Annotated in this window: 27 protein-coding genes, 1 tRNA gene and 1 pseudogene; 11 read left to right on the top strand and 18 right to left on the bottom strand. The window is 64.3% G+C overall.

Annotated features, from left to right (window positions below):
- Window positions 1-181: 181 nt before the first annotated feature.
- The 3 genes from H535_RS0105680 to H535_RS0105665 form a co-directional block, all read right to left on the bottom strand.
- Entirely contained in the window at window positions 182-1,597 is a 1,416-nt protein-coding gene (locus H535_RS0105680) for a sensor histidine kinase (RefSeq protein WP_081416466.1), read from the bottom strand.
- A 99-nt stretch (window positions 1,598-1,696) separates the two neighbouring features.
- On the bottom strand, window positions 1,697-2,689 hold the full coding sequence (locus H535_RS23700; protein ID WP_051298591.1) for a lipid II:glycine glycyltransferase FemX: 993 nt from the start codon (window positions 2,687-2,689) through the stop codon (window positions 1,697-1,699).
- 317 nt (window positions 2,690-3,006) lie between these two features.
- Window positions 3,007-4,248: an MFS transporter gene (locus H535_RS0105665; protein ID WP_026818787.1), complete on the bottom strand. Its 1,242-nt coding sequence runs from the start codon at window positions 4,246-4,248 to the stop codon at window positions 3,007-3,009.
- Window positions 4,249-4,426: 178 nt separating this feature from the next.
- Here H535_RS0105665 and H535_RS0105660 point away from each other — a divergent pair, with 178 nt between their 5' ends.
- Both H535_RS0105660 and H535_RS0105655 read left to right on the top strand, forming a co-directional pair.
- Window positions 4,427-4,873, top strand: coding sequence for an Lrp/AsnC family transcriptional regulator (locus H535_RS0105660; RefSeq protein WP_425387261.1), 447 nt, complete (start codon window positions 4,427-4,429; stop codon window positions 4,871-4,873).
- Window positions 4,874-4,965: 92 nt separating this feature from the next.
- Entirely contained in the window at window positions 4,966-5,841 is an 876-nt protein-coding gene (locus H535_RS0105655; RefSeq protein WP_026818785.1) for an alanyl-tRNA editing protein, read from the top strand.
- On the opposite strand, the gene H535_RS0105650 is transcribed toward H535_RS0105655, so the two are convergent.
- Entirely contained in the window at window positions 5,838-6,866 is a 1,029-nt protein-coding gene (locus H535_RS0105650; RefSeq protein WP_026818784.1) for a phosphotransferase enzyme family protein, read from the bottom strand. The genes H535_RS0105655 and H535_RS0105650 overlap by 4 nt on opposite strands.
- 136 nt (window positions 6,867-7,002) lie before the next feature.
- Window positions 7,003-7,593, bottom strand: coding sequence for a helix-turn-helix domain-containing protein (locus H535_RS0105645; RefSeq protein WP_026818783.1), 591 nt, complete (start codon window positions 7,591-7,593; stop codon window positions 7,003-7,005).
- Window positions 7,594-7,640: 47 nt separating this feature from the next.
- Between H535_RS0105645 and H535_RS0105640 the strand changes: the two genes are divergently transcribed.
- Both H535_RS0105640 and H535_RS0105635 read left to right on the top strand, forming a co-directional pair.
- Entirely contained in the window at window positions 7,641-8,609 is a 969-nt protein-coding gene (locus tag H535_RS0105640) for a class I SAM-dependent methyltransferase (protein ID WP_026818782.1), read from the top strand.
- A gap of 74 nt (window positions 8,610-8,683) precedes the next feature.
- A complete protein-coding gene (locus H535_RS0105635; protein ID WP_026818781.1) occupies window positions 8,684-9,634 on the top strand; it encodes an NAD(P)/FAD-dependent oxidoreductase in 951 nt (316 codons plus the stop codon).
- Between the two features lie 30 nt (window positions 9,635-9,664).
- Here H535_RS0105635 and H535_RS30335 read toward each other — a convergent pair.
- The 9 genes and pseudogenes from H535_RS30335 to H535_RS0105595 form a co-directional block, all read right to left on the bottom strand.
- Window positions 9,665-10,321 (bottom strand): annotated as a pseudogene (locus H535_RS30335) (FAD-dependent monooxygenase); the annotation flags it as partial.
- A 46-nt stretch (window positions 10,322-10,367) separates the two neighbouring features.
- A complete protein-coding gene (locus H535_RS30165) occupies window positions 10,368-10,640 on the bottom strand; it encodes an FAD-dependent oxidoreductase (RefSeq protein ID WP_026818780.1) in 273 nt (90 codons plus the stop codon).
- A gap of 23 nt (window positions 10,641-10,663) precedes the next feature.
- Window positions 10,664-11,887: an RNA polymerase sigma factor gene (locus tag H535_RS0105625; protein ID WP_026818779.1), complete on the bottom strand. Its 1,224-nt coding sequence runs from the start codon at window positions 11,885-11,887 to the stop codon at window positions 10,664-10,666.
- Window positions 11,888-11,917: 30 nt separating this feature from the next.
- Window positions 11,918-12,340, bottom strand: a complete 423-nt coding sequence (locus H535_RS0105620) for a YciI family protein (RefSeq protein ID WP_026818778.1) — start codon at window positions 12,338-12,340, stop codon at window positions 11,918-11,920.
- Window positions 12,341-12,441: 101 nt separating this feature from the next.
- Window positions 12,442-12,792: a DUF1905 domain-containing protein gene (locus H535_RS0105615; protein WP_245580170.1), complete on the bottom strand. Its 351-nt coding sequence runs from the start codon at window positions 12,790-12,792 to the stop codon at window positions 12,442-12,444.
- A gap of 10 nt (window positions 12,793-12,802) precedes the next feature.
- Window positions 12,803-13,600 carry an alpha/beta fold hydrolase gene (locus H535_RS0105610; RefSeq protein ID WP_026818776.1) on the bottom strand — a complete coding sequence of 266 codons (798 nt, stop codon included), beginning with the start codon at window positions 13,598-13,600 and terminating at the stop codon, window positions 12,803-12,805.
- A 332-nt stretch (window positions 13,601-13,932) separates the two neighbouring features.
- Entirely contained in the window at window positions 13,933-14,955 is a 1,023-nt protein-coding gene (ligD, locus tag H535_RS0105605) for a non-homologous end-joining DNA ligase (RefSeq protein WP_026818775.1), read from the bottom strand.
- Between the two features lie 98 nt (window positions 14,956-15,053).
- Window positions 15,054-15,698 carry an SRPBCC family protein gene (locus H535_RS23690; RefSeq protein WP_051298589.1) on the bottom strand — a complete coding sequence of 215 codons (645 nt, stop codon included), beginning with the start codon at window positions 15,696-15,698 and terminating at the stop codon, window positions 15,054-15,056.
- On the bottom strand, window positions 15,682-16,044 hold the full coding sequence (locus H535_RS0105595; protein WP_026818774.1) for an ArsR/SmtB family transcription factor: 363 nt from the start codon (window positions 16,042-16,044) through the stop codon (window positions 15,682-15,684). Before H535_RS0105595 ends, H535_RS23690 begins: the two co-directional genes overlap by 17 nt.
- Before the next feature lie 48 nt (window positions 16,045-16,092).
- Here H535_RS0105595 and H535_RS28250 point away from each other — a divergent pair, with 48 nt between their 5' ends.
- Entirely contained in the window at window positions 16,093-16,308 is a 216-nt protein-coding gene (locus tag H535_RS28250) for a DUF4386 family protein (protein ID WP_081416465.1), read from the top strand.
- Between the two features lie 44 nt (window positions 16,309-16,352).
- Here H535_RS28250 and H535_RS0105585 read toward each other — a convergent pair whose 3' ends face one another.
- Window positions 16,353-17,483, bottom strand: coding sequence for a class I SAM-dependent methyltransferase (locus H535_RS0105585; protein ID WP_026818773.1), 1,131 nt, complete (start codon window positions 17,481-17,483; stop codon window positions 16,353-16,355).
- A 249-nt stretch (window positions 17,484-17,732) separates the two neighbouring features.
- Here H535_RS0105585 and H535_RS0105580 point away from each other — a divergent pair, with 249 nt between their 5' ends.
- A complete protein-coding gene (locus H535_RS0105580) occupies window positions 17,733-17,993 on the top strand; it encodes a hypothetical protein (RefSeq protein WP_026818772.1) in 261 nt (86 codons plus the stop codon).
- Here H535_RS0105580 and H535_RS23685 read toward each other — a convergent pair.
- A complete protein-coding gene (locus H535_RS23685) occupies window positions 17,990-18,754 on the bottom strand; it encodes a GAF and ANTAR domain-containing protein (protein WP_245580168.1) in 765 nt (254 codons plus the stop codon). The genes H535_RS0105580 and H535_RS23685 overlap by 4 nt on opposite strands.
- A gap of 210 nt (window positions 18,755-18,964) precedes the next feature.
- Here H535_RS23685 and H535_RS0105570 point away from each other — a divergent pair, with 210 nt between their 5' ends.
- Together H535_RS0105570 and H535_RS0105565 are read left to right on the top strand one after the other, a co-directional pair.
- Complete coding sequence (locus H535_RS0105570) at window positions 18,965-19,492, top strand: DinB family protein (protein WP_026818771.1); 528 nt, start codon at window positions 18,965-18,967, stop codon at window positions 19,490-19,492.
- A 33-nt stretch (window positions 19,493-19,525) separates the two neighbouring features.
- Complete coding sequence (locus H535_RS0105565) at window positions 19,526-20,698, top strand: MFS transporter (RefSeq protein ID WP_211236529.1); 1,173 nt, start codon at window positions 19,526-19,528, stop codon at window positions 20,696-20,698.
- A gap of 66 nt (window positions 20,699-20,764) precedes the next feature.
- Here H535_RS0105565 and H535_RS0105560 read toward each other — a convergent pair.
- Together H535_RS0105560 and H535_RS23680 are read right to left on the bottom strand one after the other, a co-directional pair.
- A tRNA-Ala gene (locus tag H535_RS0105560) sits at window positions 20,765-20,837 on the bottom strand.
- A 116-nt stretch (window positions 20,838-20,953) separates the two neighbouring features.
- On the bottom strand, window positions 20,954-22,036 hold the full coding sequence (locus H535_RS23680; protein WP_245580167.1) for a metallophosphoesterase: 1,083 nt from the start codon (window positions 22,034-22,036) through the stop codon (window positions 20,954-20,956).
- 9 nt (window positions 22,037-22,045) lie between these two features.
- Here H535_RS23680 and H535_RS0105550 point away from each other — a divergent pair, with 9 nt between their 5' ends.
- From H535_RS0105550 to H535_RS0105540, 3 genes are read left to right on the top strand one after another with little or no spacing between them, the layout of a single operon-like run.
- The gene (locus H535_RS0105550) at window positions 22,046-22,492 is read left to right on the top strand and encodes a hypothetical protein (RefSeq protein ID WP_026818769.1); all 447 of its coding nucleotides are present in this window, start codon (window positions 22,046-22,048) and stop codon (window positions 22,490-22,492) included.
- Window positions 22,492-24,153: a sensor histidine kinase gene (locus H535_RS23675; protein WP_081416463.1), complete on the top strand. Its 1,662-nt coding sequence runs from the start codon at window positions 22,492-22,494 to the stop codon at window positions 24,151-24,153. Before H535_RS0105550 ends, H535_RS23675 begins: the two co-directional genes overlap by 1 nt.
- Entirely contained in the window at window positions 24,150-24,818 is a 669-nt protein-coding gene (locus H535_RS0105540; protein WP_026818768.1) for a response regulator transcription factor, read from the top strand. The genes H535_RS23675 and H535_RS0105540 overlap by 4 nt, the downstream gene beginning before the upstream one ends.
- Window positions 24,819-24,858: the final 40 nt, after the last annotated feature.

Here is a 24,858-nt window from a genome sequence, read left to right as displayed (position 1 = left end):
ACCAGTTCAGCAGGCCAACCCCCGCACGGACAGCTGCATGCGGACAGGCAAAGTCCTGAAACGCAGGACCATCCAGCCCTCCGGCGGGTCGACCGCGAATGGGCACTTTCTGCCAGAATCAGCAGGTTCGTTCGGTAGATAGTGACTTCCGGGCGGAGGCGCCCTCCGCCCGGAAAGGAATTCAGCCGCTGCGCGGGATGGTCATTTCGAAGCGGGCCCCCACCTCGGACGACGCCAACCGCACGCTGCCGCCGTGGGCTTCGGCGATCGCCGAGACAATGGACAGCCCCAGTCCCGCCCCTTGCTTGCGCTGCGGGGACGTTCCCTGCTTGAAGCGGTTGAAGATCATCTCGGCGTCCGCGGTTGATACGCCCGGGCCGGTGTCCTGGATCCAGAACACAACGTCATCTCCGGCGACGGACGCACCAAGCTGGATACCGGCGTCGTCCCCAGTGAATTTCACGGCGTTCTCCGCCAACTGCAGCATGGCCTGGGTAATCCTGTGGCGGTCTGCCGTAATGGCCGTCTCTGCCGGCAACTGCAGCTGCCAGTCCCGCGAGGCAAGCGCCGTCGCTTTGCGGTGCACGTCCTGGATCAGAGTCCGCAGATCGACCCGCTCAGTCTCCAGGAAGTCGGGTTGTTCGGCACGGGCCAGCAGGAACAGGTCCGATACGATCTTGTCCATCCGGTCGATCTCATCGGTGACCAGCGCCACCGTCTCCGCCCGGTCTTCAGCAGTCTCATCGAGTTCGATCAGCTCAATGTGGCCGCGGATCACCGTCAGCGGCGAGCGCAGTTCGTGGCTGGTGTCGTCCAGGAATTGCCGTTGAGCCGTGAACGCCTGTTCCAACCTGCCGAGCATGTCGTTGAAGGAGGCCGCAATCTGAGAGGCTTCGTCGTTGCCACGCACTTCGATGCGCCTGGTCAAATCCGTATCAGAGATGTTGCGGGCCGTTGTGGCAAGGGACCGCAAAGGCCGCAGCACGCGTCCGGCCAGCAGCAGCCCCAGCAGCGAAGCCACGGTCAGCGTCACGGCTTGCACAATGATCTGCGACTGCACGGCGTCGTCAATTTCGCTGCGTTCGTAGGCAGGGAAGTTCGCCACGACGAACAACCCGTCGTTCGGTTCGCCGGTCACCGGTATGGCTACATAGCGGACATGCCCGGCCGGTGTGTCCAGTGCGCCGCGTTTGGTTTTCTCCAGCGACGTCCAATAGTCGATCGCGCCCTGGATTTGTCCGGGATGTGCAGCAGTGCGATCCCGGCGCGATTCGTACAATTCTCCGCCGATGAACGCCAGCAGGGTTTCACCCTCGTCCGGGACCTCACGAGAGAAGTAGACATCGAACAGCGCTTCCAGATCGTTGCCGAACGGCTTTCCGGTGCGCGGATTGGTACCCTCGCTCAGCAGCTGGAACTCCTCAGCCTCCGCATCGAGCCCTACCTTGATTTCGGTATCCAGGCGTTCAAACAGCACCACCCGCAGCAGCAGCACCGAGCCAGCAGATGAGAACAGCAGCAAAATCACGACGACGGCGACAATGCGCACCCTCATGCTGGCCAGCGAACGGCCTATCCGTGTGGCGAGATTGGTCATAGGTGACAGCGTAGCTTTCGTATGGTGCCTCGACCGCACCGCGGTGAAGTGGCTGACACCAGAGCCCGGGAATCCTGCCCGATTAATCCGAGGTTTACGCTAATAGTAGTTTTCGCCATGCAGCCGGTTATGTATCGACAGCGCCGCCCGCTCCCCGGCTTTCCTCCACAGGGCGTGGGACAGCGTGGCGATTGGCTGCTCCCAAGTCCCCACATAATCGGTGATGTCATTGTTGAATCCTGTTTTGAAAGCGCCGACCCCATGAAGTGGATGATCGCGGTTTCTCGCTTCCGCAGACGGAGGCGCGCCACACAGGTCATATTCGGCGATCCCCGCTTCACGCAGCGAATTGACCGCCTCCACTTCCAACAGGGCAGCTGCCCCGCGGATCTTGTCATTGCGACTGCTCGCGGCATCTTTCCGGGCAGCCTTGTTCCCGACCAGCATCAGGAAATCAGCGGCAACAATCCGTCCATCGACGGTTGCGAAGAGCATCATCCCGGTACCCGAACGGACGTGGCGTTGCCAATACAGGCGGTAGTACCGCTCGCTCCGGATTCGGAAATTTCCCTCGGCAGTCTCGGCAAGGAGCCGGTAAAAATGCGCGCAGTTCGCGTCCGTGGCGGGAACCACCGTGGTCGTCACGCCGGCCCGCTCTGCAGCCCTGATGTGCGAACGGGTCTTGCCTTTGAACCCTGCAACAACCTCGTCCACCGGCCTGTCAATGTCGACAACGACCGTGGAACTGTTCGGCTGCACATCCGGAACCTTCACCAGCCCCATGCCGGTGAAGCGGCCGCGGGTAGCGCTGCCGGCCTGGATCTCGGGCTCGACCTTCACCGCAAATGCGCCGCTGGCCTGTGCCAGTGAATTCAACGAAGGCACGATTCGAGCCAACTGCTCGGTACGGGCCACGCCCGGACCTTTGGGGATGTACCAGAGCTTGCCCAGGCCAGGCACGGGTTTCTCCAGGATGGAGACTGCGACATCGTCAACGTTGGCGTACTTGGCCCGCCAACCGGTCAGGGTTTTGTGCTCAACGAAATCGCGGCCCTGGAATACGTTGCCGCCATCGGGGTTGCGGGCGATCAACTGATTCCACCGCGATACCTCCGACTCAGTTGCCGGACGTCCCCGCCCGCAGCCCCGAGCAGTCGCTTTACGTGCTAAATACTTCACCGTTCATACCCCCATTGGCAGACAGCTGAACGCCGTTCGGACCGGTCGTGTACCGGAAGGCGGCCAGTGGAGCCACCACCATCAACGCCGCCGGCGGCCATTTCAAGAAATTCCTTGGATAATCGGGGTGCCGCCAGTGTGACGGCTGCCACCACGACGATAGCAATCGGGACGCCGATAATCACCCATGAACGGCGCAGACCGCAGGCGACCGCGCCTTGCGACACGCCTCAGGCGCTGGACGGCGCCTTTGCCTTCCGGAGCCCGACCCATGCCAGAGCCAGGCACATTAAGGCGATGGCTCCGGCAAACCAGCTCACCGACGTCGAAAGTCCCCATGCCCCTGCCGCCGCCCCGAGCCCGATCACCGGCAGGGCACTGCCCAGGTAGGTGATGACGTAGATGGTGCTGATGATCTGGGCGTGCCGTCCAGCCTCGATCCGGTTGGCCACCTCGTTGAATACCACCCGGAAGGCCGCGCCTTGGCACAGGCCGGCGGCCACGCTTGCCGCAATCAGCAGAACAATGCTGCCGGTCCAGCCGGCCGCAGCCACCAACAGCACCGAGATTCCCATCCCTGCCAGCCCGGCAGGGACCAGATACCGGCCGCGCATGGCCAGCAGTTGACTCACTGCCGAACTGCCCAGCACCAGTGCCGCGAGCAGACCGACCACCGGACGCGAATCCGTCCCGGCGATCTGCGCGAAGTAGGTCGGGGCCAGGGACAGGAAAAACCCGAACACAGCGAAGCTGGTAAAACCAACCAGTGAGGCCATCCAGAACGCACCGCGGGCATCGCGGGAGATCGACGGCCGGCGCGGTTTCAACGCTGCCGCAGCCTGCCCTGAAGCGGGCTTGATAGCGGGTCGGGCCTTGAGCACCAGCAGTGGAATCAACAGTGCCACAAGTGCCGCGGTATGGATCATGAAGGGCGTGCGTTCCGGGTCGGGAAGCGTGGAAAGCACTCCCCCGATTGCCGGTCCGGCGGCCACGCCTCCGGCCGAGACCAACAGGGTGAAGCGTGAGGCCCATTCGGGATGCCGGGGCAGCAATTCGCGCAGCGCGGCGGCACTGGCACCGGTGGCAAGCGCGACGGCGGCCCCCTGCAGCGCACGGCCGGCAATCAACATGGCCAGGCTGTTGGCATAACCAAACACCAGTCCGCCGGCCAGCGCGATGACGATCGCGACGCACAGTGCGGCCCGCCGTCCAATGTGGTCCGACCAGTGGCCGACCAGCAGCAGACCGGCCACCAGGCTGAATACGTAGGCCGCGAACGCGACAGTGATATCCAGGGACGTCAGCCCCAGTTGCACCTGCAGCAGCGGATACAGCGGCGTGGCCAGGTTGGCGCCGATCAGCAAAAGGGTCAGTACGACGGCGGAGAGCACCAACCGGGTCCGCACTGATGCGTCCCAGCCGGCATGTTCGGCCATTGCCGGCCGCATCCGCAGTTCACTCAGTACCGTCATCTCACCTGCCTCACAGTCAGCAACCGATCCAGTGTTTGCTCGAAACTCGACCAATTTCCACTCCATAATGAGGCAGCTGCGCCTATTCAGACATACGATATGCTTCGCACTGAGCAAAATACTCAAAATGTGCACCGCCGACGATGCTGGAGTGATCGCTGTGAGCAAGCTCGATTCGATGGACCGCAGACTGCTGCTCGAGCTGATCCGGGACCCGAGGGCGCAGATCGGCGAGCTGAGCCAGTCGCTGTCCATCGCCCGAAATACGGCCCAGGCACGGGTCAAACGGCTGCTGCGCACCGGAATTCTGCGCAATGGCGGCCGGGAAATCGATCTGGAGGTGCTCGGCTACGACGTCGTCGCCTTCGTCACCATCGAGGTCAACCACCGCCAGCTCGACGGCGTCATCGCCGCCCTGCGCACGCACGCCCAGGTGCTGGAGGTCAGCGAAATCGCCGGCCGCGGCGACATCTGGTGCCGCGTGGCGGCCACGGACACCCATCACCTGCAAAGCGCGCTCCGGTTCATCCTGCGCATCAAGGGAGTCCTCCGCACCGAAACTGAACTCGTGCTGCACGAACACATTCCCTACCGCGCGCAGCCACTGCTCGCGGGGATGGAATGAGCCCGCCCACCACCGGAGACCCGCGGTAACCTGAGACAGCCCCCGCAACCCCTGCAACGCCCCGTGACCCTGCAACCCCCGGAAGGATCGGCGTGACACTTCCCCTCGAACCGACCACCGTGACCTACCCCGCCGGCGCTGTCCACGGAACTGCCGTCGTCGTACATCTTGCGCCGCAAGGTGACGGTTCAACGGCGGTGCTGCTGGATTCCACCCCCTGCCACCCAGTCGATGCCGCGTGGCCTGACCAGGGGCCGGACCGCGCCGTCATCCGAAAAGACGGGTCGCCGACCCGGGTCAGTGATTGCGTCACGGCGGCGACAGATGGAACCCAGTTGTATACCGGCGAGCAGATTCCGGCGAAGAAGGGCGCCGAGGGGTGGACTTTCGCGGTCGCGCACCTGGTTGACGACGACGGCGGGCTGGCAGAAGGCGACGAGGTGCAGGTCGAGGTCGATGAAGATTATCGCGCCGCGATATCGGCCGGACACACCGCCTGCCACGTTGCCTCGCTGGCGTTGAACCAGGCGATGGCTCACCGCTGGAAGAAGGACGCCCGGGCCGATGGCAGGGGCGAGCCGGACTTCGACGGGCTGGCCATCGACGTTTCGACGATCGTGCCGAACGGATCAGTGGACACCTATCGGATGGGCAAATCGCTGCGGCGCAAAGGGTTCATCACCGACGGTGTCCCCGACGAACTGGCGGAGCTGGAAGGCGCCATTAACGGGGCCCTCGCCTCCTGGATCGGGTCCGGTGCTGCAGTGCGGATCGAGCGGGAAGGCAGCGCACTCACCGACGTGCGCTACTGGGTGTGCGAACTGCCGGACCATACGGTGCGGATTCCCTGCGGGGGAACGCATCTGGACAGCCTGGAGGAAGTGTCGTCGGTGAGAGTGGCGCTGAGTATCGAAGACGCCTCCGGCACGCCGGTGCTGCGAATGGAAACGACGGCGGCGCCGGCCTAAGCACTATTCAGCTCCAGCGGGAAGCGCGTTGTTTCCTGAAGGGTCAGGAGGTCGCGGAGGAAGCTGCCCTCGCCGGGAAAATCCCACTCCGCTCCGTCCGTCAGATGCCATGTGCCCCATTCGAGGCGCATATATTTCAGCGCCTCCGGCCATAAGGCAACCTCTTGGTCAGTCAGCGCCGGGGCAGCCTCCAGGTATCCGGCCAAATACGCCTTCCACTCCTTTTGGGTAAAGAGGCGCCCGGGGTTGCTCTCAGACTCACTGGCGAAGAGCAATACCGACACCGCCACATCGAGTAATCTCGGCGCCACCTCACCATTTTCGAAATCGATGAACGCAGGGGGTTGTCCATCTGCTGCATAGATGAGGTTGGCGGCACGGTAGTCGAGACTCACCGGATACGTGGGCAGGGAGGCATCCCGGATGGCAGGCAAGGTTTCACCGTGGAAAGCGCGCAACTCCCGGGTCCATCGCGAAGCGGCAGAAGCTGAGTCCACTGGATAGCCACCGGAATCCAGGTGGCCGGCCTGATCCCGGCAGGCCCGCCCAATGGCTTCAACGTCTTCATCCACCGACTCCTGGCTGAACACGGGCCAATCGAAATCCGGCATTCCAACGCCGTTGAAAGTCGAAGACGCCGCGTGTAGCAGGCCGAGGCCGCGGCCCGCAGCATTGATCGATTCGACAGTTCCGGACCACGGCGATCCCTCGATCCACGGGTAGGCCATCCAGGTTGTATCCCCCGCGGTCAGCGGAAGCTCAACGGTCTGAAGTTCCAGCGGCTGCACGCTCCACAGGCCTGCTGCGCATACGTGGCGTTGCCATTGCCCCAAGGCGGCTGCTTCTTCGGGCTCCGACAGTGTGGGTTTCACGACGGCGTCAACCGCATCTCCTCCGGCAACCGCAAGCCGGGCTTTGAACACCTGCCCCCACTCGTAAATGGACGTGGCAGAATATTCGACGACGTCGTCCCCCAACGCAGTTCGTACGGCTTCGGCCTGCTGCCTGTTCGTCGGGCTGGTCATGCTCCCCAGTATGCAGCACAGTGCTCTTCGGTGACCGGCTCAAGCCTCTGCAGGCTGCAGCACCTGATATGGGGTCATGCCGCCCCTTCGCCTCGTCACCTTCATCGCGTCCGGCCGCCGACCAGGCCGCTCAAGGTCACGAAGCAGGGGCCTCGTCTGTGACGTGCAGGTGGGCGCGTTCGCCGTCGTGGTCAAAAATGGTGAGAATCTCCACCGGGCCATCGTGGCCGGTGATCGCATGCGGGACCATAGTGGAGAATTCAGCGGCGTCGCCCGCTTCGACCAGGATGGTCCGCTCCCCCAGTTGCAGCCGGGCCGTTCCTGACAAGACAGTGAACCATTCACGTCCGGGATGCACCCCCGCCTCTTCACCACCTGCCGGCTGATCGTCGGTGATCCGCATCTTGGCCACTGTCACGCCGTGGAGGGTCTCTTCGCTGGAGAGCAGCCAGGTCGTCCTCCCCCGCGCATGAGACGGCTCCGGCCTGATCACCACGTCCTCGTCTTCGGTGGATTCGACGAGCTGATCAAGTGTGGTGTCCAGGGCTCTTGCAATAGGAACCAGCTGGTCCAGGGCGATGCGTCGGTGCCCGGTTTCGATGCGGCTCAGGTTGGAAGGACTGAGATAGCAGCGCGCCGCGAGGGCGTCCAGGGACCAGCCGCGCGCCAGCCGGAGGCCGCGGATGCGTTTACGGATCACTGTGTCCAAGGCGAGTTCTTGCGTCATAAGCAATATTGTATGCCTAGTACGCACACCGAGGCTAATCTGGAGCCATGGCACATCATCACCACCACGGCAAACACCACGGCAAACACCACCACCACGACGCAGACCACGGCACGGGCCATCCCTGTATGGACGGCCCTGAAGGCAATGCCGCTTCCCACGCGGAACTATTGGATCTTGACGCACGAGTCCTCGGGCCCTATCTCGACGAAGTGACCCGCTGGGCGGCGCAATATGCTCCAACGGATCCGCGCATCGTCGTGGATATGGGCGCGGGCACCGGCACCGGGACGGTGGCACTTGCGGAGCGCTTCACGCGGGCCGAAGTGGTCGCGGTCGACGTGTCGGAATCGATGCTTGACCGGGTCCAGGCGGCCGCGGCTGAACACGGTATCGCGGACCGAGTCCGTCTCCTGCAGGCCGATCTGGATGCAGGCTGGCCGCAGGCCGGGGCAGCGGATGTGGTGTGGGCGGCGTCGTCATTGCACGAAGTTGCGTCTCCGGACCGCGTGCTCGCCGATGTTTACGCCGCGCTGAATCCCGGCGGGCTTTTGGTGGTGCTGGAAATGGACAGCCTGCCCCGGTTCCTGCCCGACGACGTCGAAACAGCCCGGCCGGGCCTGGAGACCAGGTGCCACGAGGCTCTGGCGCAGCAAGGCTGGAATGCCCACCCAAACTGGCGCTCCCATCTTGAACAGGCAGGCTTCACGGTCGCCGCCGAACGCAGCTTCGTGGCCGAGTCCGGCGAAAATCCGAAGGCCGACGAAGTGGCGCACCCCGGGGCAATGGCAGCAACTGGCACAGCCGCCAAGGAGGGGCCGCCGTCGTCGGCTACCAGCCGCTACGCAGACGGCTACCTGCGGCGGATGCGCCCAGCTCTCGACGGCCAGCTGGATCCTCAAGACCTGAATGCCCTGGACCGGGTTCTCGCGACGGACAGCGACGAGAGCCTGCTGCGCCGGGACGATCTGAAGGTGCGCGTCGCCCGCACAGCGTGGGCTGCCCGCCGTGCCTAAGGTCACTGAAACCGCCGAGTCGGCGCTGCGCCCGCCCCCGCTCCTCCTAACTACCCGATTGAAGAGGTATTGAAATGAACACGAATCTGACCCATGAAGTGGCAATTATCGGAGGCGGCGCAGCGGGTCTCGCCGCCGCGGTGACGCTGGCACGCTCCCTGCGCTCCGTCGTCGTGCTGGATGCCGGCGATCCCCGCAACGCTCCGGCAGACGGCGCCCACAACGTGGTCGGCCGGGAAGGGTTAGCGCCGCTCGACCTGCTGGCCGCCGGACGGCGGGAAGCGCAACAGTACGGAGCGGAAATCCGCGACGATCCCGCTGTCGCGACCCGCCGTACGGAGGAAGGGTTCGACATCGAGCTGGCCGGCGGATCCACTGTGAGCGCCTGCCGGCTGCTGCTCGCGACGGGACTGACCGATGAACTCCCGGACGTACCCGGTGTATGGGAGTTGTGGGGCAAGAGCGTGCTGCATTGCCCCTACTGCCACGGGTGGGAAGTGCGCGGACAACGAATCGGCATCCTGGGCACCAGCCCACTCAGCATCCACCAAACGCTGCTGTTCCGCCAGCTCAGCGACGACGTCACGCTCTTCCTCCACGAAATGCCCGAGCCGGACAGCGAGGCATGGGAGCAGCTGGCCGCCTTGGATGTGCGGGTGGTGAGTGGCCGGGTGGAGCGGCTGCGCAGCGAGGACAATGTGCTTCGGGCGGCGGTCCTTGAGGACGGTCATGAGTTTCCAGTGGATGCGTTGGCAGTGGCCCCTCGCTTCATGGCCCGTGCCGAATTGTACGAACAGCTGGGTGGGACATTGACAGAGCACCCTTTGGGACGGTTCATCGAGACCGGACAGATGGGACGGACGGAGCTCCCGGGCGTGTGGGCGGCTGGGAATGTCAGCGACCTCGGCGCGATGATCAGCGTGGCCACGGGAGCCGGAGCCTCGGCTGCGGCCGCCATCAATGCGGACCTGGTGGCCGAAGATGCCGGCGCCGCGGTGCGTGCGCTGAGTCCTGGGGCGCCGTAACGAGTCGAAACGCTCCACTGCTGCCGCCAGGCCGGTTCCGGCGTTGACCGACCGTGCAACCAACACTCCGGCGCAAACGCCATCTTCCAAGGATGAGTTCGCTCCTTGCCCCATGGTGGGCACCATTGCGTGGGCGGCGTCGCCGATCAGGACAGCGCGGCCGAAGGCGTAGCCATGCAGTGGCGGGGCCAGCGAGTAAACATCGTGGCGCAGGATTCTTTCCGAGGCAGTAGCGCGGATCAGCGCTGGAACGGGCGCAGACCAGTCCCTGAAATGTTCGATGGCTGCTGCCTGCTCATCGAGCCACCGGTGGTGCTCTGTTGAGTGGATATAGCCGTACCAATACACTTGATCGGCGCTGATACGCACCGCGCCAAATTCAGTGCCGGGCCCCCACCTGATGATGAAATCATCATTTACTATGGACGCGTCATCCACAATGCCGCGCCAAGAGGATTTACCACTGTATTCGGGCACAGTGTCGGGTGCGAGTCGGTTTCGCAGCTGGCTTCGTAACCCGTCGGCGCCGATAATGAGGTCGCCTTGGTAGTCCACCGGTCCGTTGCTGGCGGTGCATTGCACTGTTGCCGGGGCGCCGGCGGGGTGCCCGGCGCTGACGGCCATTACCCGCGTCCCGGTGACAAGGCGGGCTCCATCTGCTGCTTCCAGTAGCACTTTATGGAGCATCCGTCGGTGAATGCCATAGGCCTCCCGGGGGGAGTGTGGTGTGTCGCTACGGAATGCGCATCAGCCAGTCGCCACGCTCATTCATGGTTCCGGCCATGTGCAACCTATGGCCAGTTGCACGCGCGGTGTCGCCGAGACCGAGCCCAGCGAGGGCGGACAGACCGTTAGCTGTCAGTGCCAACCCAGCTCCGACCTCGGTAAACTCCGGGGCTTGCTCGAGTACGGTGACGGACCAGCCTTGTTGCAGCATGGACGCCGCCGCTGCCAGGCCGGCAACCCCTCCTCCAACAACAAGCGCAGTATCTGCGGAACCGGTCATCGCACTCCCTTTACTTGCCGTTCTCAGAGCAACGCCGCCTTGGCTTCCAACACCGACTTTTGCTGCTTGTTTGCGGTCAACGCGGCTGCAGTAAGCAGTTCGGAGCGGGCTTCCTCTATCCGTCCCAACCGGGCAAGGAGCTCGCCCCGGACGCTGGGCAGCAGGTGCGACCCCCGCAAGGCCCGAGTGTCGAGTCCGTCGACGATCCGCAGCGCACTTTCCGGTCCGGTGGCCATGGAAACGGCTACAGCACGATTGAGTTCGACGACGGGACTGGGAGCCAGCCGCCCCAACGCCTCATACAGCAGCACGATGCGGCTCCAGTCCGTCTGTTCGAAAGTCCGGGCGACGGCGTGGCATTCGGCAATGGCAGCCTGGAGTGCGTAGTTGCCGCGGCCGCGTGCTGCCGAATCCGCACGCCGCAGCGCTGCCTGCCCGCGGCCAATCTGGCTGCGGTCCCAGCGGCGACGGTCCTGGTCGGCAAGCAGCACCGGGCTCCCGTCACTGCCAACTCGGGCGGCGAACCGCGATGCCTGGAACTCCATCAATGCTACGAGTCCATGCACTTCAGGTTCGCGCGGCAACATACCGGCGACCACGCGCCCGAGCCGCAATGCCTCGTTGGCGACCTCGGTCCGCACCCAGCGCTCCCCCGACGTCGCTGCGTAGCCCTCGGTGAAAATCAGGTAGACCACGCCAAGGACTGCGGCCAACCGGTCGTTCCATTCGTTTGGCTCCGGCACCTCGAAGGGCACTTTCGCGGCCGACAGGGTCTTCTTCGCGCGGACGATGCGTTGCTGGACCGTGGCAACGGGAACCAGCAGCATCCGGGCGATTACCTCAGTGGTGAGTCCACCGACGACCCGCAATGTCAGCGACACCTGCGCCTGGCGGGAGAGTACCGGATGGCAGGCGGCGAAGATCAGCCGCAGCACGTCGTCGGGAATCGGCTGCCATTCGTCCTCGGCTACCTCCTCGAGATCGTGGGCGATGGCCCGATACCGCTCATCCAGGCGCTCGGCGCGCCGCCACCCGTCAATGGCCTTGCGCTTGGCCACAGCAGTCAGCCAGGCGCCCGCATTTCGCGGAACGCCTGACTCCGGCCACTGGCTGAGGGCATCGACGAGCGCTTCCTGGGCGAGATCTTCAGCCAGGCCGACGTCGCCGGTCATCTTGGCCAGCGCAGCGACAATGCGTGCGCCCTCGATCCGCCAGATGGCGTCGAGCGTACCCTGGATTTCGATCATGATGTTTCCCCGCGGGGCGACCCTCAGGGCTCAGGGCTGCTTATTGGCTGCTCGCAGCTCCGGCTCGTTTTTGACGTACTCGTTGTCCGCGAAATCCTCGAAGTCGCTCGCGTCGGTCACGCGCCGCACCTCGAGCTTACTGCCGGGCCCCAGAGGGCACCGCTTCGCCCACTCCGCGGCTTCCTCCTTAGTGGACGTCTCGATGATCCAGAAACCGTTGAACAGCTCGTGAGTTTCGCCGTACGGTCCGTCGGTGACTATCGGCTGCTCCGCGTCAAAGTCCACGACGAAGCCCTCCTCGGGGCCAGCCAGGCCGTCGCCCGCGAGCAGGACGCCGGCGTTGGTCATCGCCACGTTATATTCGCCCATGGCGTTGATGATCTCTTCGAAGTCCATCTCTTTTGAGGCTTCAATCGCGGCGTCGGTGGAGCGCATGATCAGCATGTACTTCATTGTTCTCTCCTTTGTTGACGAGGGCGCCGAATGCGTCCCTCTACTACTGCGTCGAACGGTACTGCGACGGATCGACATCCGGACGGGAATAATTTGGATTTCTACTTCATCCGCTCGTCGAGGTGGATGGTGACCGTATCCCCCTCGCCCTTTCCAATGGCTTCTGCGAGCGTTTTCGTGACGGGCAGTTTATGGGTGCCATCGCCTAATGCCATGAAAGACGATTGGAACGGGTGCCCGTCAATGCTCGCTCGCACCCTGACCAGGCCGCGGGTGCCGAAGAACTCGGCCGAGCCGGGCATCACCACATGGATCCACCCTCCCTTCCCGGATTCTTTGCGCAGGACTGTGGTGAATTCGTGGTCCAGCGGTTGGCTCGTGCCGGCTGAGTTCCGGTTGTTTGTCGCGGTCATTGTCTTTTCTCCCCACGAGGGTATGGATTCATACTTCATGCCGGCTCCCTCACCGGGCCGCTATGGAGACCTTTGCGAATGCGGCGAGTTCGGCTGCCATGGGCTCCGGTTCCCAGCTGTGCTGCGCGCCAGGCATTTCCTTCATGACGGCATCGGGCAGGGTACGGACGATGCGTTCTGCCGCCGTCGTCATCTCCCCGAATGTTTCGGTTCCATACATGGCCAGCACCGGCACGCGGATATCGCCGAGGTTTGCCCGTTCAAGTCCGCGAATGGCCCACGCCATGGACTGCGCATCGGCGCGGGTACTGACAACCCCGGCTGCAATCTCGGGCCATTCCGGTGACGCTTTCGCCCCGGCCAGCCATTCCGGTGGCATGTCCTTCATATAGTGCTCCTTGGCACCTTCGAGACGGCCGGCGTCGATGAGCTTCTCTATGTGGTCGGACCAGGCCTGGGTGTCGGCGGCGTCGCCGGCCAATGGCGCCTCCCACAGCGCGAGACCTTCAACCGGCAAACCGTCAGCCGCGGCCCTCAGCGAGATGGAACACCCGGAAGAATGCCCACACAACACCGCAGAACCGCCGACGACGTCGAGCAGTGCGGCAATTGCGTCGAGTTCCCGCTCCAGGGTCAGTGCACCCTCGGCGTCGCTTTCACCGCGGCCCAGGCGGTCGAAGACAAGCGCGGTGACGCCGTGCCCGGCGGCCTGTTGGGCCGTTTCGGTGGTCGACGGGTCCACGGCCCGGTACGGCCCGGCCCCCGCGACGAAGATGATCGCCGGGCCGGATCCGTACAGGTCGTACGCCACCCGGTCCCCGCGTGCAGTGGTGGTGAACTCTGTCATTTTCATTCTCCTCAGGCAGTGATTCGAAGTATACGAAGCATCCAGCACAGTAAGGACGGATCAACCGGAGCAAACTCATCGGTCGGTGCGGAAGCGGCGCCGCCCCGGCCCGGACCGGAACTCCCATTGGCAGCCATCGCTCCCCCGTGCTGATTGGAACCTGCCTTCCTAAGGAATATGCTCTTGCCTGAGGAATCCGACCTTGCCTGAGGAATCGCCGCCCACCTAAGAGGAATGTGGCCTTACCTAAAGATTCGCCGGTTGCTAGCGGCGAATCGTTAGGTAAGGCACCATTCTGTACGGCGGACTGCGGGGCTGCTGCACCACGGACCCTACTCGGGCATCCGGGCCCGGCTGGGCTGCACGCGGGGCGGTTCGCCCGGCATCTTGGGATAGTCCGGCGGAAACGGCAGTTCCCCGAGCCCCGAATCCAGGTCCCGCTGCCACCACTGCAGCAACTGGTCGATCGTCCCTGGTGCGGCGTGGAAGTCTGCCCAGGGATCGCCGGTGGTGCGCAGTCGTTCCGGAATGGTCAGCACCGTAAAGTTCTTCGGATCCGCGCTGTCCAACTCCTCCCATTCGAGCGGACAGGACACCGGTGCGTGGGCCAGAGCCCGTGGGCTGTAGGCACCGGCGATAGTCCGGTCCCGGTTGGCCTGGTTGAAGTCGACGAACACCTTCTGGCCGCGTTCCTCCTTCCACCAAGCAGTGGTGACGGCCTCGGGCATCCGCCGCTCCAGCTCCCGGGCAGCGGCGATGACGGCATGGCGGACGTCGAGGAATTCGTGAGTGGGTTCGATCGGTGCGTACACGTGCAGGCCACGGTTGCCCGACGTTTTCAGGAATGCGGTCAGCCCGGCCTCCGCGAGCACGGCCTTCAGCTCGACGGCGGCCGGCACGGCGTCGTCGAAATCAGTACCGGGCTGCGGATCGAGGTCGATGCGCAGCTGATCCGGGTTGTCAGAATCTTCCGCCCGCGACGGCCAGGGGTGGAAGACGACCGTGTTCATTTGCGCAGCCCACACGGCCGCCGCAGGCTCGTCGATGATCAGCTGCGGATGCGAGCGCGCACTCGGATACTTCACCATCACCGAACGGATGTAGTCCGGGGCACCCCGGGGCGGATTCTTGGAAAAGAACTGCTCGCCGTCGACATTTTCAGAGAAGCGCTGCAAAGCCAGCGGCCGGTCGCCGTTGGCCGCGACAAATGCCTCCCCCACTTCGGCCAGGTATTTGGCAAGGTCCAGCTTGGTGATCCCCAGGTCCGGCCACATGACGCGGCTGGGGCTGGAGATCCGCACCTCCCTCGTGCCGTGGGGACCTTCGACGGACAGATGAGTTGCCTCGGAAGCCATGGGAACAACATACTCCGCACCGACGAGGAAAACAGCCCTTGGCGGCAGGGGTAACGCATCAACGACGCCGCACTGCCACCAGGGCACTGCTGTGCAGGTCAGGCGTTCCCGGCCGCCTCGGCAGCTTCGGCCGTGCCAGGCGCGAACTGCGCGAGGGCCATCGCTCGTCCTTGAGCGATCTCCTCCGGTGCCGCTCCGGCTTGATCGGCCACGGCGGACCATCGGTCGATCGCGGCGATATTGAATTCCACGACTTCCGGTGACTCCGCGACCTCGCGGGGATCCCCTTCGGCCTCGCCGGCCACGTAAAGGCACAGACCGAGGAAAGCTCCGTCCCAGCCAGGCCCCACGAACAGCGCGCCTGCGACGTTCTGCGCCATGGCCAAGGGCACTGTGTGATCAAGCCGCAGTTCGGTCTGCCCGTCGTCGCCCGGTGTGAGTGTCAAAGTCAGGACACTCTCGGCGCCACCGAAGGTCGTCCGCAACTGCGATGGAGGATCGCACCGGAGGATCTCGCCGTCGGCGTTTCCCTCGAGCTGGAAGGACCCTCCCTCCCGCAAGTCGCCGGAGACCGGCATGAACCATCGCGCGATCCGCTCGGGTTCCGTCAGCGCGGCCCACAAGTCCGGTGCGTCGGTTGAGTACCGGCGGCGCATCGTGACCCGCACTATCTCGTCGCCGTCCTGCGCTTCGCGTGCCACCTGACGATGCACCGCCGTCAGCTCGTTAATCAGGTCTCTCATTGTTCTTTCCTTCTTCCTGCTGCCGTTGCGCACGCTTGCCGCGCGCGATCTCCGTTTCCAGGGCGCTCAGCCGCGCTCCCCACAGGTGGCGGAAGCGATCGACCCAGGCGTCCACCTCTTGCAGCCCCGTCGGGTCCACCGAGTAGAGCCGTCGGGCACCGTCCGGCCGCATCGTCGCGAAGCCGGACGTCCGCAACATCGCCAGATGCTGCGAGACAGCCGACTGCGAGATACCGAACTCCGCGCCGACGGCCTCCACCACCTCACCGGCACTGCGCTCCCCCTCGGCCAGCAGGTCGAGGATATGGCGGCGGACCGGATCACCAAGGACATCGAACGCGTGCATAGTGGAACTATAACAGTTACGTCTAATATTAGCCATAACTAATTTAGGATTCAGCCACCTCGGGCCCTGGGCTGGCTGCTCGTCGCGGGCGGAGTGAGCTACGTGCTCAGTGGCCTGCTGGCCTTCCTCGCGCCGAGCCCCGGTCCACTCGTCTACATCCTGGCCATCCCGCCGACCATCGCCGAGTTCTGGATGATCGGGTGGCTCCTCTACACCGGATGGCGGCGCCCCACAGATCCCGGACCCACACCAGTTGCCCGGTGATCGGCGGTGCCCGCAGTCCCCTCTGGCTTCCGCACGACGGCGGGTCAGCGGCGAATGCTGCGGGTGACCGTGAACTTCCGGTTGCGTCCCAGCTGCTGGGTGGGGCCGACAGTGCTGCGCAGGCGGGAACGATAGTCAAGATGCGAGTTGTAGACCACCAACAGTTCCCCGCCCGGCCGCAACACCCGCGCGGCGGCCCCGAACAGCTTCAAGGCCGCCCCGGCATGGACCGCAGCGCCGGCGTGGAACGGCGGATTACACACCACCAGGTCCACAGACGCGTCGGGGAAGGAACCCATGGCATCGTCGCGGACGGCGTTGACGTGGCCGGCCAGCCCATTGGCGGCTGCCGTGGCTGCGGCAGATTCGACGGCGGCAGCCGACTGGTCGGTGGCGCTCACCTGCAGTTCCGGATACAGGGCGGCCAGCCGGGCGGCGATAATACCGGTGCCGCAGCCCAGGTCGACGGCGGCACCGCTGCTGGTTTCGAGCCGCGGCAGGAACCCCAGTAGGAAACGGGTGCCGATATCCACCTTGGTTCCGGCAAACGTCCCCGGCGCCGAGCAGACCCACAGCCCGAGGTCCTGGTGGAATTGCCGGGCCGTCGGTTCCGGCTCCGTCCCGGGACGCTGCACTTCGCGGGCGGTGATGACGCGGGCCTTCTGCCGGCCGAGTCCCGCCCGCACAGTTCCGAAGTACTTGCGCAGCACCTCGTTCATCGCCGGAGTCATATGCTTGGTCAGCCCCCCGGCGAAGAGCACGACGTCGTCGGCCGCCCAGCGTGCCACGGCGTCGGCAATCTGGTCCAAGGCTTCCAGGCTCCGTGGCAACTGCAGCAGCACGACACGGGCACCAGTCAATAGTTCACGGCCCAATGCATATTGGGTAAAGCCGGCATCCGGTGCAAGGACTGCGGCGTTGTTGGCCAGTGCCAGTTCGCCGGTAATACTGTCCTGATGCACCCGCAGGCTGTCCTCGTCGTCGAGCAGGTCCGCTGCCCCCAGCGTCAGGGCGCCGTAGCGGTCACCGATGATGACGACGGCATTGTTTCCCGAAGCAACCACCTCATCTGCAGCTTCATCCAGGATCAACCGGTCCGCGGCGTCGACGGCAAACAAGTTGCCGGCCTCGATATCCGGATACCTGCTGAGATCGCCGAAGGAAAACCCCGCCATAGCTGTCCGCGCCCTCCAGTTCTTCGTCGCAGGCCCCAGCTGTGTTCGCCGGCATATGGGCCCCGGGTGACAGACTACCTCCAGCCAGGGCTTCCGATTCATCCGGTCGGAGCGGCAGGCCGACGGCAGGCCCGGGGCAGTCCGCGGTAGCCAACCGGGCCGGCAATATTCGACACGCTGGCGGGTCTCGGCAATTTTGTCAGTGGGCCGCAGTACCTTGGGCACATGGCAACGAATACAGTCAGGAACATGGCATCGAGGCCTTCCATAGCGGAGCTGAAGGAATTGGCCGACGCCGGCGACGCGCGGGCCATCCGCAGGGTTGACGACTGGGAACGGAATTTCGCGGACGTCTACTCAGGTGACTTCTCCGAGGTGTGCCTGGACGAGAACTGCGTGGCCTACGGCGAGCCGGTCAATGTCTGCTGCGATGAAAACGGCAACCTGCTCGAGATCGACCACGGCACCTGGAGCCACCCTGTGGCCGGGAGGATGTCGCTGGCGTCTTAGGGCACGGCCTTATCGTCGCCGGACAGTCCGGGAATCTCTCCCGTGTCGGCGAGTTGTTCAGCAATGCGGAGCAATTTGATGTTGGTGTTCTGGCTGGCCCGCGCCAGCATGAGGAACGCCTGCTGCTCGGTAATCTTATACCGCTCCATCAGGATGCCCTTGGCTTGGCCGATCCGGTCCCGCGAGGAGATCGCCAGCTGAAGGTTGCTGGTTTCCTCCGCTTCAGCGAATGCCACGGCGGCATGACCGGCCACCAGCCGGCCAATCTCCTCGGACTCGTGGCCGAAGGCATCGACGCTGCTCGAATACAGGTTCAGCGCACCCATGTTGTCATTGTCGACATACAGCTGGAAAGCGAGCATGCTGCCCACCCCGAGTTCCGCCGCCCGTTGCGCAAACCGCGGCCACCGCTGCTCGGTGGTCATATTCGACACCCGCACAATACGTTCCTGATACGCCGCTTTCAGGCACGGGCCTTCACCCAGCTCGGTCTGAATATCGTCCACCTGGCTGGGCAGTGCGCCCGAAGGCGCCCGGGAACTGGCGTTCTTCCGCCCCAGCACCACGCTGATTGAGCCCTCCTCCACACCGGGGATCAGTTGAATGGCAGCATCGACCACGGATCGCAGCACCTCGTCCGGGGAGGAATGCCGTTGCAGGTCGCGAGCCAAATCGGTCAGTTGCCAGGCCAGTTCATCCCGTTCCAGCTTTTGGTCGTGCGAAGACAGCGAATCGCTTCCGGGCACATCCTTGGCAACCATAGAGCTTCCCTCCCGAATTCGGTCCCTGGTGGATCGGATGTCCAGCATATCTTCCCATCGGCGGCTGACAGCGAACGCAGCTGCGGGTGGCGCCGAGTGCGACAAGGCCGGAGAGCGCTGGGCCCAGTCCGAAAGGGTCCGGGTGCCGGCATCAGGGCGACTTCCCGGCCCTGAAATGACTGGGTGGTCGTCATGGCTTAGAGTCCCACCATGAGCGAGAACGAAAGCATAGTGCCCGATACCCGCGACTGGGCGGAAGTTCTGGAGCGGGGTTGTGTGACCTGCGGCTTCACCGGGAACGAGGAGGTGCTGGGAGCCCCTGCCGAGATACGCGCCGGCGTTGACCGGTGGGCTGATGTGCTGGCCCGCCCCGATGCAACGCGCCGTCCCCGACCCGGCCGCTGGTCCGACGTCGAATATGCAGCCCATGTGCGCGACATTCTCGCCCTGTTCCGTCGCAGGCAGGAGCTAATGCTGGCCGAGGTCAACCCGCAGTTGCCCAACTTCGACGGCGACGCAGTCGCACTGGCCGAGGACTACAGGTCGCAGGAACCCGGGGAAGTTATCGCCGGCATGCGTGATGCAGCCGATGCCTACGCCACTGCACTCTCAGCCGTCCACGGTGACCAGTGGGAGCGGCGCGGCCACCGCGACGACGGACGGATCTTCACGGTCACAACTCTCACCCAATACGGCCTGCACGAGTTGCGCCACCACCTGCACGACGTCGACGGCTGAACCCGGCGGATGATGAGGAGCATGCTAAGCGGCGTGGAATCGTCCCAACGGGTTGCCAAGTGGCGGATGTGGCTGTTGGTCGGCAGCCACCTGGTCGACGACCTCTACCAAGGTGCAGTACCAGCCATGGTCCCCTTCTTCGTGGCCGAACGTCACTACGGCTACGTCGCGGCAGCCGGCATCACGCTGGCGGCCACATTGTTCTCGTCCGTCGTCCAACCGCTGTTCGGCATCCTGACAGACAAGCGTCCGATGCCCTGGCTGGTGCCCGCCGGACTGAGCGTGGCCGGCATCGGGATCGGCCTGTCCGGCCTGGGCGATTCGTACCTGTGGACGTGGCTGGCCATCGCCTTATCCGGTATCGGTGTAGCGGCATACCACCCGGAATCGGCCCGCCTCGCCCGGTCGGCTGCGGCCGGCAGCCATGTCGGAATGAGTTGGTTTTCGCTCGGGGGCAACATCGGATTCGCCCTGGGACCGATCGTCGTCGCTCCTGTCATGGCGGCAATGGGCCTCGGCGGCAGTCCCCTGCTGATGATCCCCGCGGTACTCGTCGGACTCCTGTTGTCGGTCCTGCTGCGCCGGTTGACCCCACCGGCGGCATCCGCGGCTGCATCCGTGCGGGCCGCACTGGTTGACCGCTGGGGACAGTTCAGCCTGCTCACCACGGTGGTCATCATGCGGTCAATCACCATGTTCTCCCTGCATACATTCCTGGCGCTGTGGGTCATCGATCGCCTCGACGCCGACGGACAACTGGCAGGCCAGGCGGCCCTCGTGCTGCTCTTCGGGGCCGGCGCAGCCGGGACCTTGCTGGGTGGCATCCTGGCCGGTCGGTGGACGCGGGTGCGGCTTATTCGCGCCGCTTACCTGCTTACAATCCCCATGCTGGCCGGCGTCGCGCTGGTTCCCGGTCCTGCAGTGTTCGTATTCGTCGCAGCCACCGGGTTATGCCTGAATATCCCGTTCTCGCTGACCGTCACGCTCGGCCAGGATTACCTGCCGACCCGGGTCGGCACCGCCAGCGGGGTGACATTGGGGCTGGCGATGAGCATCGGTGGCCTGGCCGCACCTCTGGTCGGGCTGCTGGCTGAAGCGTTCGGCCTGCAGGTTGCACTCATGAGCTTGCTGGTGGCTCCAATCGTGTCCTGGCTCGCGGCGCTGCGACTGGATGAACCGGTGCAGCTAATCGCGAAGTCGCATTGACTCCGACCCATCGAATACCAGTGAATTACGAAGGAGCAAAGAAACATAAAGTTCATCTGACTTAGGTGGAGCTACGGGGATTCGAACCCCGGACCTTCTCATTGCGAACGAGACGCGCTACCAACTGCGCCATAGCCCCTCGGCTTCTCTAGGCTACAACGTCCGCCCTGCTCTACGCCAAACGACGCTACACGACATCAGTCGACACCAAACGGTACCGTTTGCGTTTCAATCGACCGTCGCCTTCCGGCAGACCTAGCGACGTTCGATGCTGAAGTTGTCGGTGAAATCTCCGCCGCTGGCAGGCAGGAACCGGCCGGTTAGCGCCTCGTCGGTCACCCGGATGTGCAGATTGCCATGCGTCGGGTTCTTGTTGGCCCCTGCGGAGGCGGCAAAATATGGCGCCTCCGGGTCACCCAGGTGCACATCCCGCAGGTCCCGGCCTCCGGTGCCGGCTGTGACAAAGACGGTGCCGCCGCCGGCAGCCAGGTTCGCATCGTCGTCGGCCACGCATGCGGGAGAGTAAGTTTCCGGACGGAGCCGGGGGCACTCCTGTGTCAGGGCCAGTTGCTTTGTCCGCTGGTACAGGTGTTCGTCGCCGTGCAACACCAAGTCAACATCCTTCTTGAGCATCAGATTGGTGATGTCCGCGCCCGGGGTGCAGCCGTATTCCCCCATCGACAGGCAGGGAGCGTGCATCCCCACCACCACCCAGGGGATGGATTCTTCACGCGCGCCGGCTATAGCCTCGGCGGTCCACTGGTAACGCTGCGAACCTGCCTGGTACGACGCCGGCCCGGAACCGAAGTCGAGGCCCGGCGAAATCATCACTAACCGCACCAGCGGATCCTCCCGGGGTACGTCCGCGTACCACTGACGGCCGTAGTTGCCTTCCAGGCCTGGCAACTGGTTCGGCAGGCAATCGGTGAATGTGTCGAGATCGCCGTCTTCGCCATTGAGTTCGTGGTCGCCGGCGATCAGCTGAAACGGGAAGGTTTGCCCGACGACGTCAGTGACCATAGAGCACCACTGCTGTTCCGTGTCGGTTTCGCCGTAGGAAAAATCTCCCAGCGCCAAATGCAGGGCGGGATCGACGGTGCCAATCTGTTCGAACACCGATTGGGCCGACTCCCCCGCCCCAAAGTCTCCCGAGGCGGTGAAGGTGATTTGACCGGGCTCCTTGGGCAGCGGCTCAATGTTGTCCCGGGTAAACGACGGTGGGATAACACTGCTCCAGAACACGGCCAGCGCCGTGGCGCCAAGAGCGAGGATCAGAGCCAAAATGAAGGAGCTACGGAGCCTGGACTTTCTCACATTCATCTCATTTTCGGTCTCCACAATAGAAGTATGGAACATCCCCGCCGCCGTAAGCTAACCGTCGCCGGAGTACTGACGACCGGAGCGCTGGCGGCTGCCTTTTTTGTCGCCGGCGCGCTGCAAAGTCCCGGCCCCGTGGATTTGGGAAAAGCGGTAACCGTTACCCCTTCCCCATCGCCGACAAAGACCTCTTCCCCGTCCCCGGAGCCCACAAAGACCGGGGACAAACCGACTCCGTCAGAAACCGGCGAAAAACCCGGCCCGTCAAAGACCGACAAGCCCAAGCCCGATCCGAAGCCGGACCCGAAACCGACCAACAGTGGACCGCCGTCGTCGCCGGTCTATGTGCCACCCCCTGCTCCGCAGCCGCAGGATGACGACAACGATGACGATGTTGGCGGCGACGTCGACGATGGCGGCGAAGATGGCGATAGCGGCGAAGGTGGCGACGGTGGCGACGACTTGGGTGATGACTGATGCTGCAGCGAATCAAAGAGCGATGGGCCCGCCCGCTCACCGTCCGGGCGCGTGTGCTGGCGGCCGTCCTGGCCCTGACCTTCCTCGGACTGGTCGTAGCGGGCGGTACTGCCTATCTGCTGCAGCGGAACCACGTGGATGAGACCATCAACGATTCCCTCGGCCGCTCCGTCGCCGAATTCCGCACCTTGGCCAAAAAGGGGCTCGATCCCACCACGGGCGAACCATTCACCACCGCCAACGGGCTGGTGTCTGTGGCCATGCAGCGGACGGTTCCGGCCCGCAATGAAGGCATGCTCGGATTCAGCGACGGGAAACTGCAGTACCTGGCCCACCCCAGTGTCCCGGTGCGGCTGGAGGACGATCAGGAACTGGTGAACTGGATCAAGTCCTACGAACAACGGGACTCGATCCGCATCCAGACAGTGGAAACTTCCACCACCGAGTACCGGATCGCCGTCATCCCGGTCCAGCTCTCAACCGACCCCAAACCGGGCCTGTTTGTACTCGCCTATGACCGCAATGCCGAACTCGCCCAGGTCAACGGCACTTTCCTGACCTATTCGCTGGTGGCCTTGGGCTCACTGCTGCTGATCGGCGTCGTGGGCTGGTTACTCGCCGGCCGCCTGCTGCAACCCATCCGGCTGGTGCGGGAAACAGCACAACGTATTGGCGAGTCCGACCTCGAAAAGCGCATCCCGGTCACCGGCAATGACGACTTGTCGGAGCTGACGCGGACGGTCAACGACATGCTGGACCGGTTGCAGAATTCCTTCGGCTCCCAGCGCCAACTGCTCGACGACGTCGGCCATGAGATGCGTACCCCCATTACCATCGTTCGTGGCCATTTGGAGCTATTGGACGTCAACGACCCCGCCGACGTCGACTCCACCCGGACGATCACCTTGGACGAATTGGACCGCATGCACCTGCTGGTCGATGACCTGGTGACCCTGGCCAATGTGGACCGTCCCGATTTTGTTCGTACTCAGGACGTCGACGCCGGCCAGCTCACCGATGAAGTGCTGGACAAGGCGAGCCAGCTGGGCGAACGCCGCTGGACGATCGACGCCCGGGCCGCTCATACGTGTCCGCTGGATCCACACCGCATCACCCAGGCCTGGCTGCAATTGGCCGCCAACGCGGTGAAGTTCTCCGACCCTGGGTCCACCATCGCCTTTGGCTCCAGGGTCGATGGTGACCGGCTGAAGTTGTGGGTGCGAGATGAGGGCGCCGGCATCGATACCGCCGACCGCGAGCGCATCTTTGAACGGTTTAACCGGGGCAGCGGGGCGGGGCGAAGTGGAGGCTCGGGCCTGGGACTGACGATCGTCAGCGCCATCGCCAAGGCCCACGGCGGCCGGGTGGACGTGGTGTCAAAGCCCGGTCGTGGATCGACATTCACTCTCGACCTTCCGGCACGAAGGGAGCAGGATGGTGACGGGGCCGAGGCAACGGTAACGAAGCCGGTTCCCGTTGCTCCTCCGGCGCCGGAAACACCGGGGACACCCGGGACGCCGGGAACACCGGATGCACCGCACTCGCCGGGGCCATCGGAGGGGCAGCAGCGACAGCATCCACCCGCCGTCGAACACCTGCCCGTTACTCCCCCACTGCCCGACCATCCACCGCATACCCCGCACGAAGAGAGGGCCAGATGAGCCAAATCCTGCTGATCGAAGATGAAGACCGCATCAATTCCTTTGTCTCCAAAGGTCTGCGCGCAGCGGGGTATACGCCCACCGTGGCCACCACCGGACGCGAGGGCTATCACCTGGCCCAAACCGGCGATTTTGAGCTGATCGTGCTCGATCTGGGACTGCCGGACCAGGATGGCTTCACCGTGCTGAGGAGACTGCGGGAGAACAAGAACTACAGCCCGGTCATTATCCTCACCGCACGGAACACCGTTGACGACACGGTCGCCGGGCTGGAAGGCGGCGCGGACGACTACATGGCCAAGCCATTCCGCTTCGAGGAACTGCTGGCCCGGATCCGGCTGCGGCTGCGGCCGGAAGGCAACGGCGGAGATACCACCACCCTGACTCATGGCAAGCTCCGACTGGACCTGCGCACGCGGCGCGCCGCCGTCGATGGCAAGGAGGTGGACCTCTCCGCCCGGGAATTCGCCCTCGCCGAAGCGTTCCTCCGCAACCCGGGCCAGGTGCTCAGCCGCGAGCAGCTGTTATCGCGGGTGTGGGGCTACGACTTCGACCCTGGTTCCAATGTGGTGGACGTATACATCCGATACCTGCGCAACAAGTTGGGGGCCGGACACTTCGTCACCGTGCGGGGCATGGGGTACCGGCTGGTCGAGGGCGAATAAGCTGCCTGGGGCCTGTCGCTTCCACCCATGGCGAACCAGG

It is taken from the genome of Arthrobacter castelli DSM 16402, assembly GCF_000430705.1.
Lineage (GTDB): Bacteria > Actinomycetota > Actinomycetes > Actinomycetales > Micrococcaceae > Arthrobacter_C > Arthrobacter_C castelli.
This window is presented reverse-complemented; position numbering and strand designations above follow the sequence as displayed.

Bases quoted from the DNA above. Each gene is read 5' to 3' on its own strand.
- H535_RS0105580 (WP_026818772.1), top strand. From the start codon at position 17,733: ATGGCATCGAGGCCTTCCATAGCGGAGCTGAAGGAATTGGCCGACGCC.
- H535_RS0105640 (WP_026818782.1), top strand. From the start codon at position 7,641: ATGGCACATCATCACCACCACGGCAAACACCACGGCAAACACCACCAC.
- H535_RS0105635 (WP_026818781.1), top strand. From the start codon at position 8,684: ATGAACACGAATCTGACCCATGAAGTGGCAATTATCGGAGGCGGCGCA.
- H535_RS23675 (WP_081416463.1), top strand. From the start codon at position 22,492: ATGCTGCAGCGAATCAAAGAGCGATGGGCCCGCCCGCTCACCGTCCGG.
- H535_RS0105680 (WP_081416466.1), bottom strand. From the start codon at position 1,597: ATGACCAATCTCGCCACACGGATAGGCCGTTCGCTGGCCAGCATGAGG.
- H535_RS0105595 (WP_026818774.1), bottom strand. From the start codon at position 16,044: ATGCACGCGTTCGATGTCCTTGGTGATCCGGTCCGCCGCCATATCCTC.
- H535_RS0105645 (WP_026818783.1), bottom strand. From the start codon at position 7,593: ATGACGCAAGAACTCGCCTTGGACACAGTGATCCGTAAACGCATCCGC.
- H535_RS0105615 (WP_245580170.1), bottom strand. From the start codon at position 12,792: ATGAAGTATGAATCCATACCCTCGTGGGGAGAAAAGACAATGACCGCG.
- H535_RS23690 (WP_051298589.1), bottom strand. From the start codon at position 15,698: ATGAGAGACCTGATTAACGAGCTGACGGCGGTGCATCGTCAGGTGGCA.
- H535_RS0105665 (WP_026818787.1), bottom strand. From the start codon at position 4,248: ATGACGGTACTGAGTGAACTGCGGATGCGGCCGGCAATGGCCGAACAT.
- H535_RS0105620 (WP_026818778.1), bottom strand. From the start codon at position 12,340: ATGAAGTACATGCTGATCATGCGCTCCACCGACGCCGCGATTGAAGCC.
- H535_RS0105650 (WP_026818784.1), bottom strand. From the start codon at position 6,866: ATGACCAGCCCGACGAACAGGCAGCAGGCCGAAGCCGTACGAACTGCG.
- H535_RS0105610 (WP_026818776.1), bottom strand. From the start codon at position 13,600: ATGACAGAGTTCACCACCACTGCACGCGGGGACCGGGTGGCGTACGAC.
- H535_RS0105570 (WP_026818771.1), top strand. From the start codon at position 18,965: ATGAGCGAGAACGAAAGCATAGTGCCCGATACCCGCGACTGGGCGGAA.
- H535_RS23685 (WP_245580168.1), bottom strand. From the start codon at position 18,754: ATGGTTGCCAAGGATGTGCCCGGAAGCGATTCGCTGTCTTCGCACGAC.
- H535_RS0105585 (WP_026818773.1), bottom strand. From the start codon at position 17,483: ATGGCGGGGTTTTCCTTCGGCGATCTCAGCAGGTATCCGGATATCGAG.
- H535_RS0105660 (WP_425387261.1), top strand. From the start codon at position 4,427: ATGGACCGCAGACTGCTGCTCGAGCTGATCCGGGACCCGAGGGCGCAG.
- ligD (WP_026818775.1), bottom strand. From the start codon at position 14,955: ATGGCTTCCGAGGCAACTCATCTGTCCGTCGAAGGTCCCCACGGCACG.
- H535_RS0105550 (WP_026818769.1), top strand. From the start codon at position 22,046: ATGGAACATCCCCGCCGCCGTAAGCTAACCGTCGCCGGAGTACTGACG.
- H535_RS30165 (WP_026818780.1), bottom strand. From the start codon at position 10,640: ATGACCGGTTCCGCAGATACTGCGCTTGTTGTTGGAGGAGGGGTTGCC.
- H535_RS0105540 (WP_026818768.1), top strand. From the start codon at position 24,150: ATGAGCCAAATCCTGCTGATCGAAGATGAAGACCGCATCAATTCCTTT.
- H535_RS0105625 (WP_026818779.1), bottom strand. From the start codon at position 11,887: ATGATCGAAATCCAGGGTACGCTCGACGCCATCTGGCGGATCGAGGGC.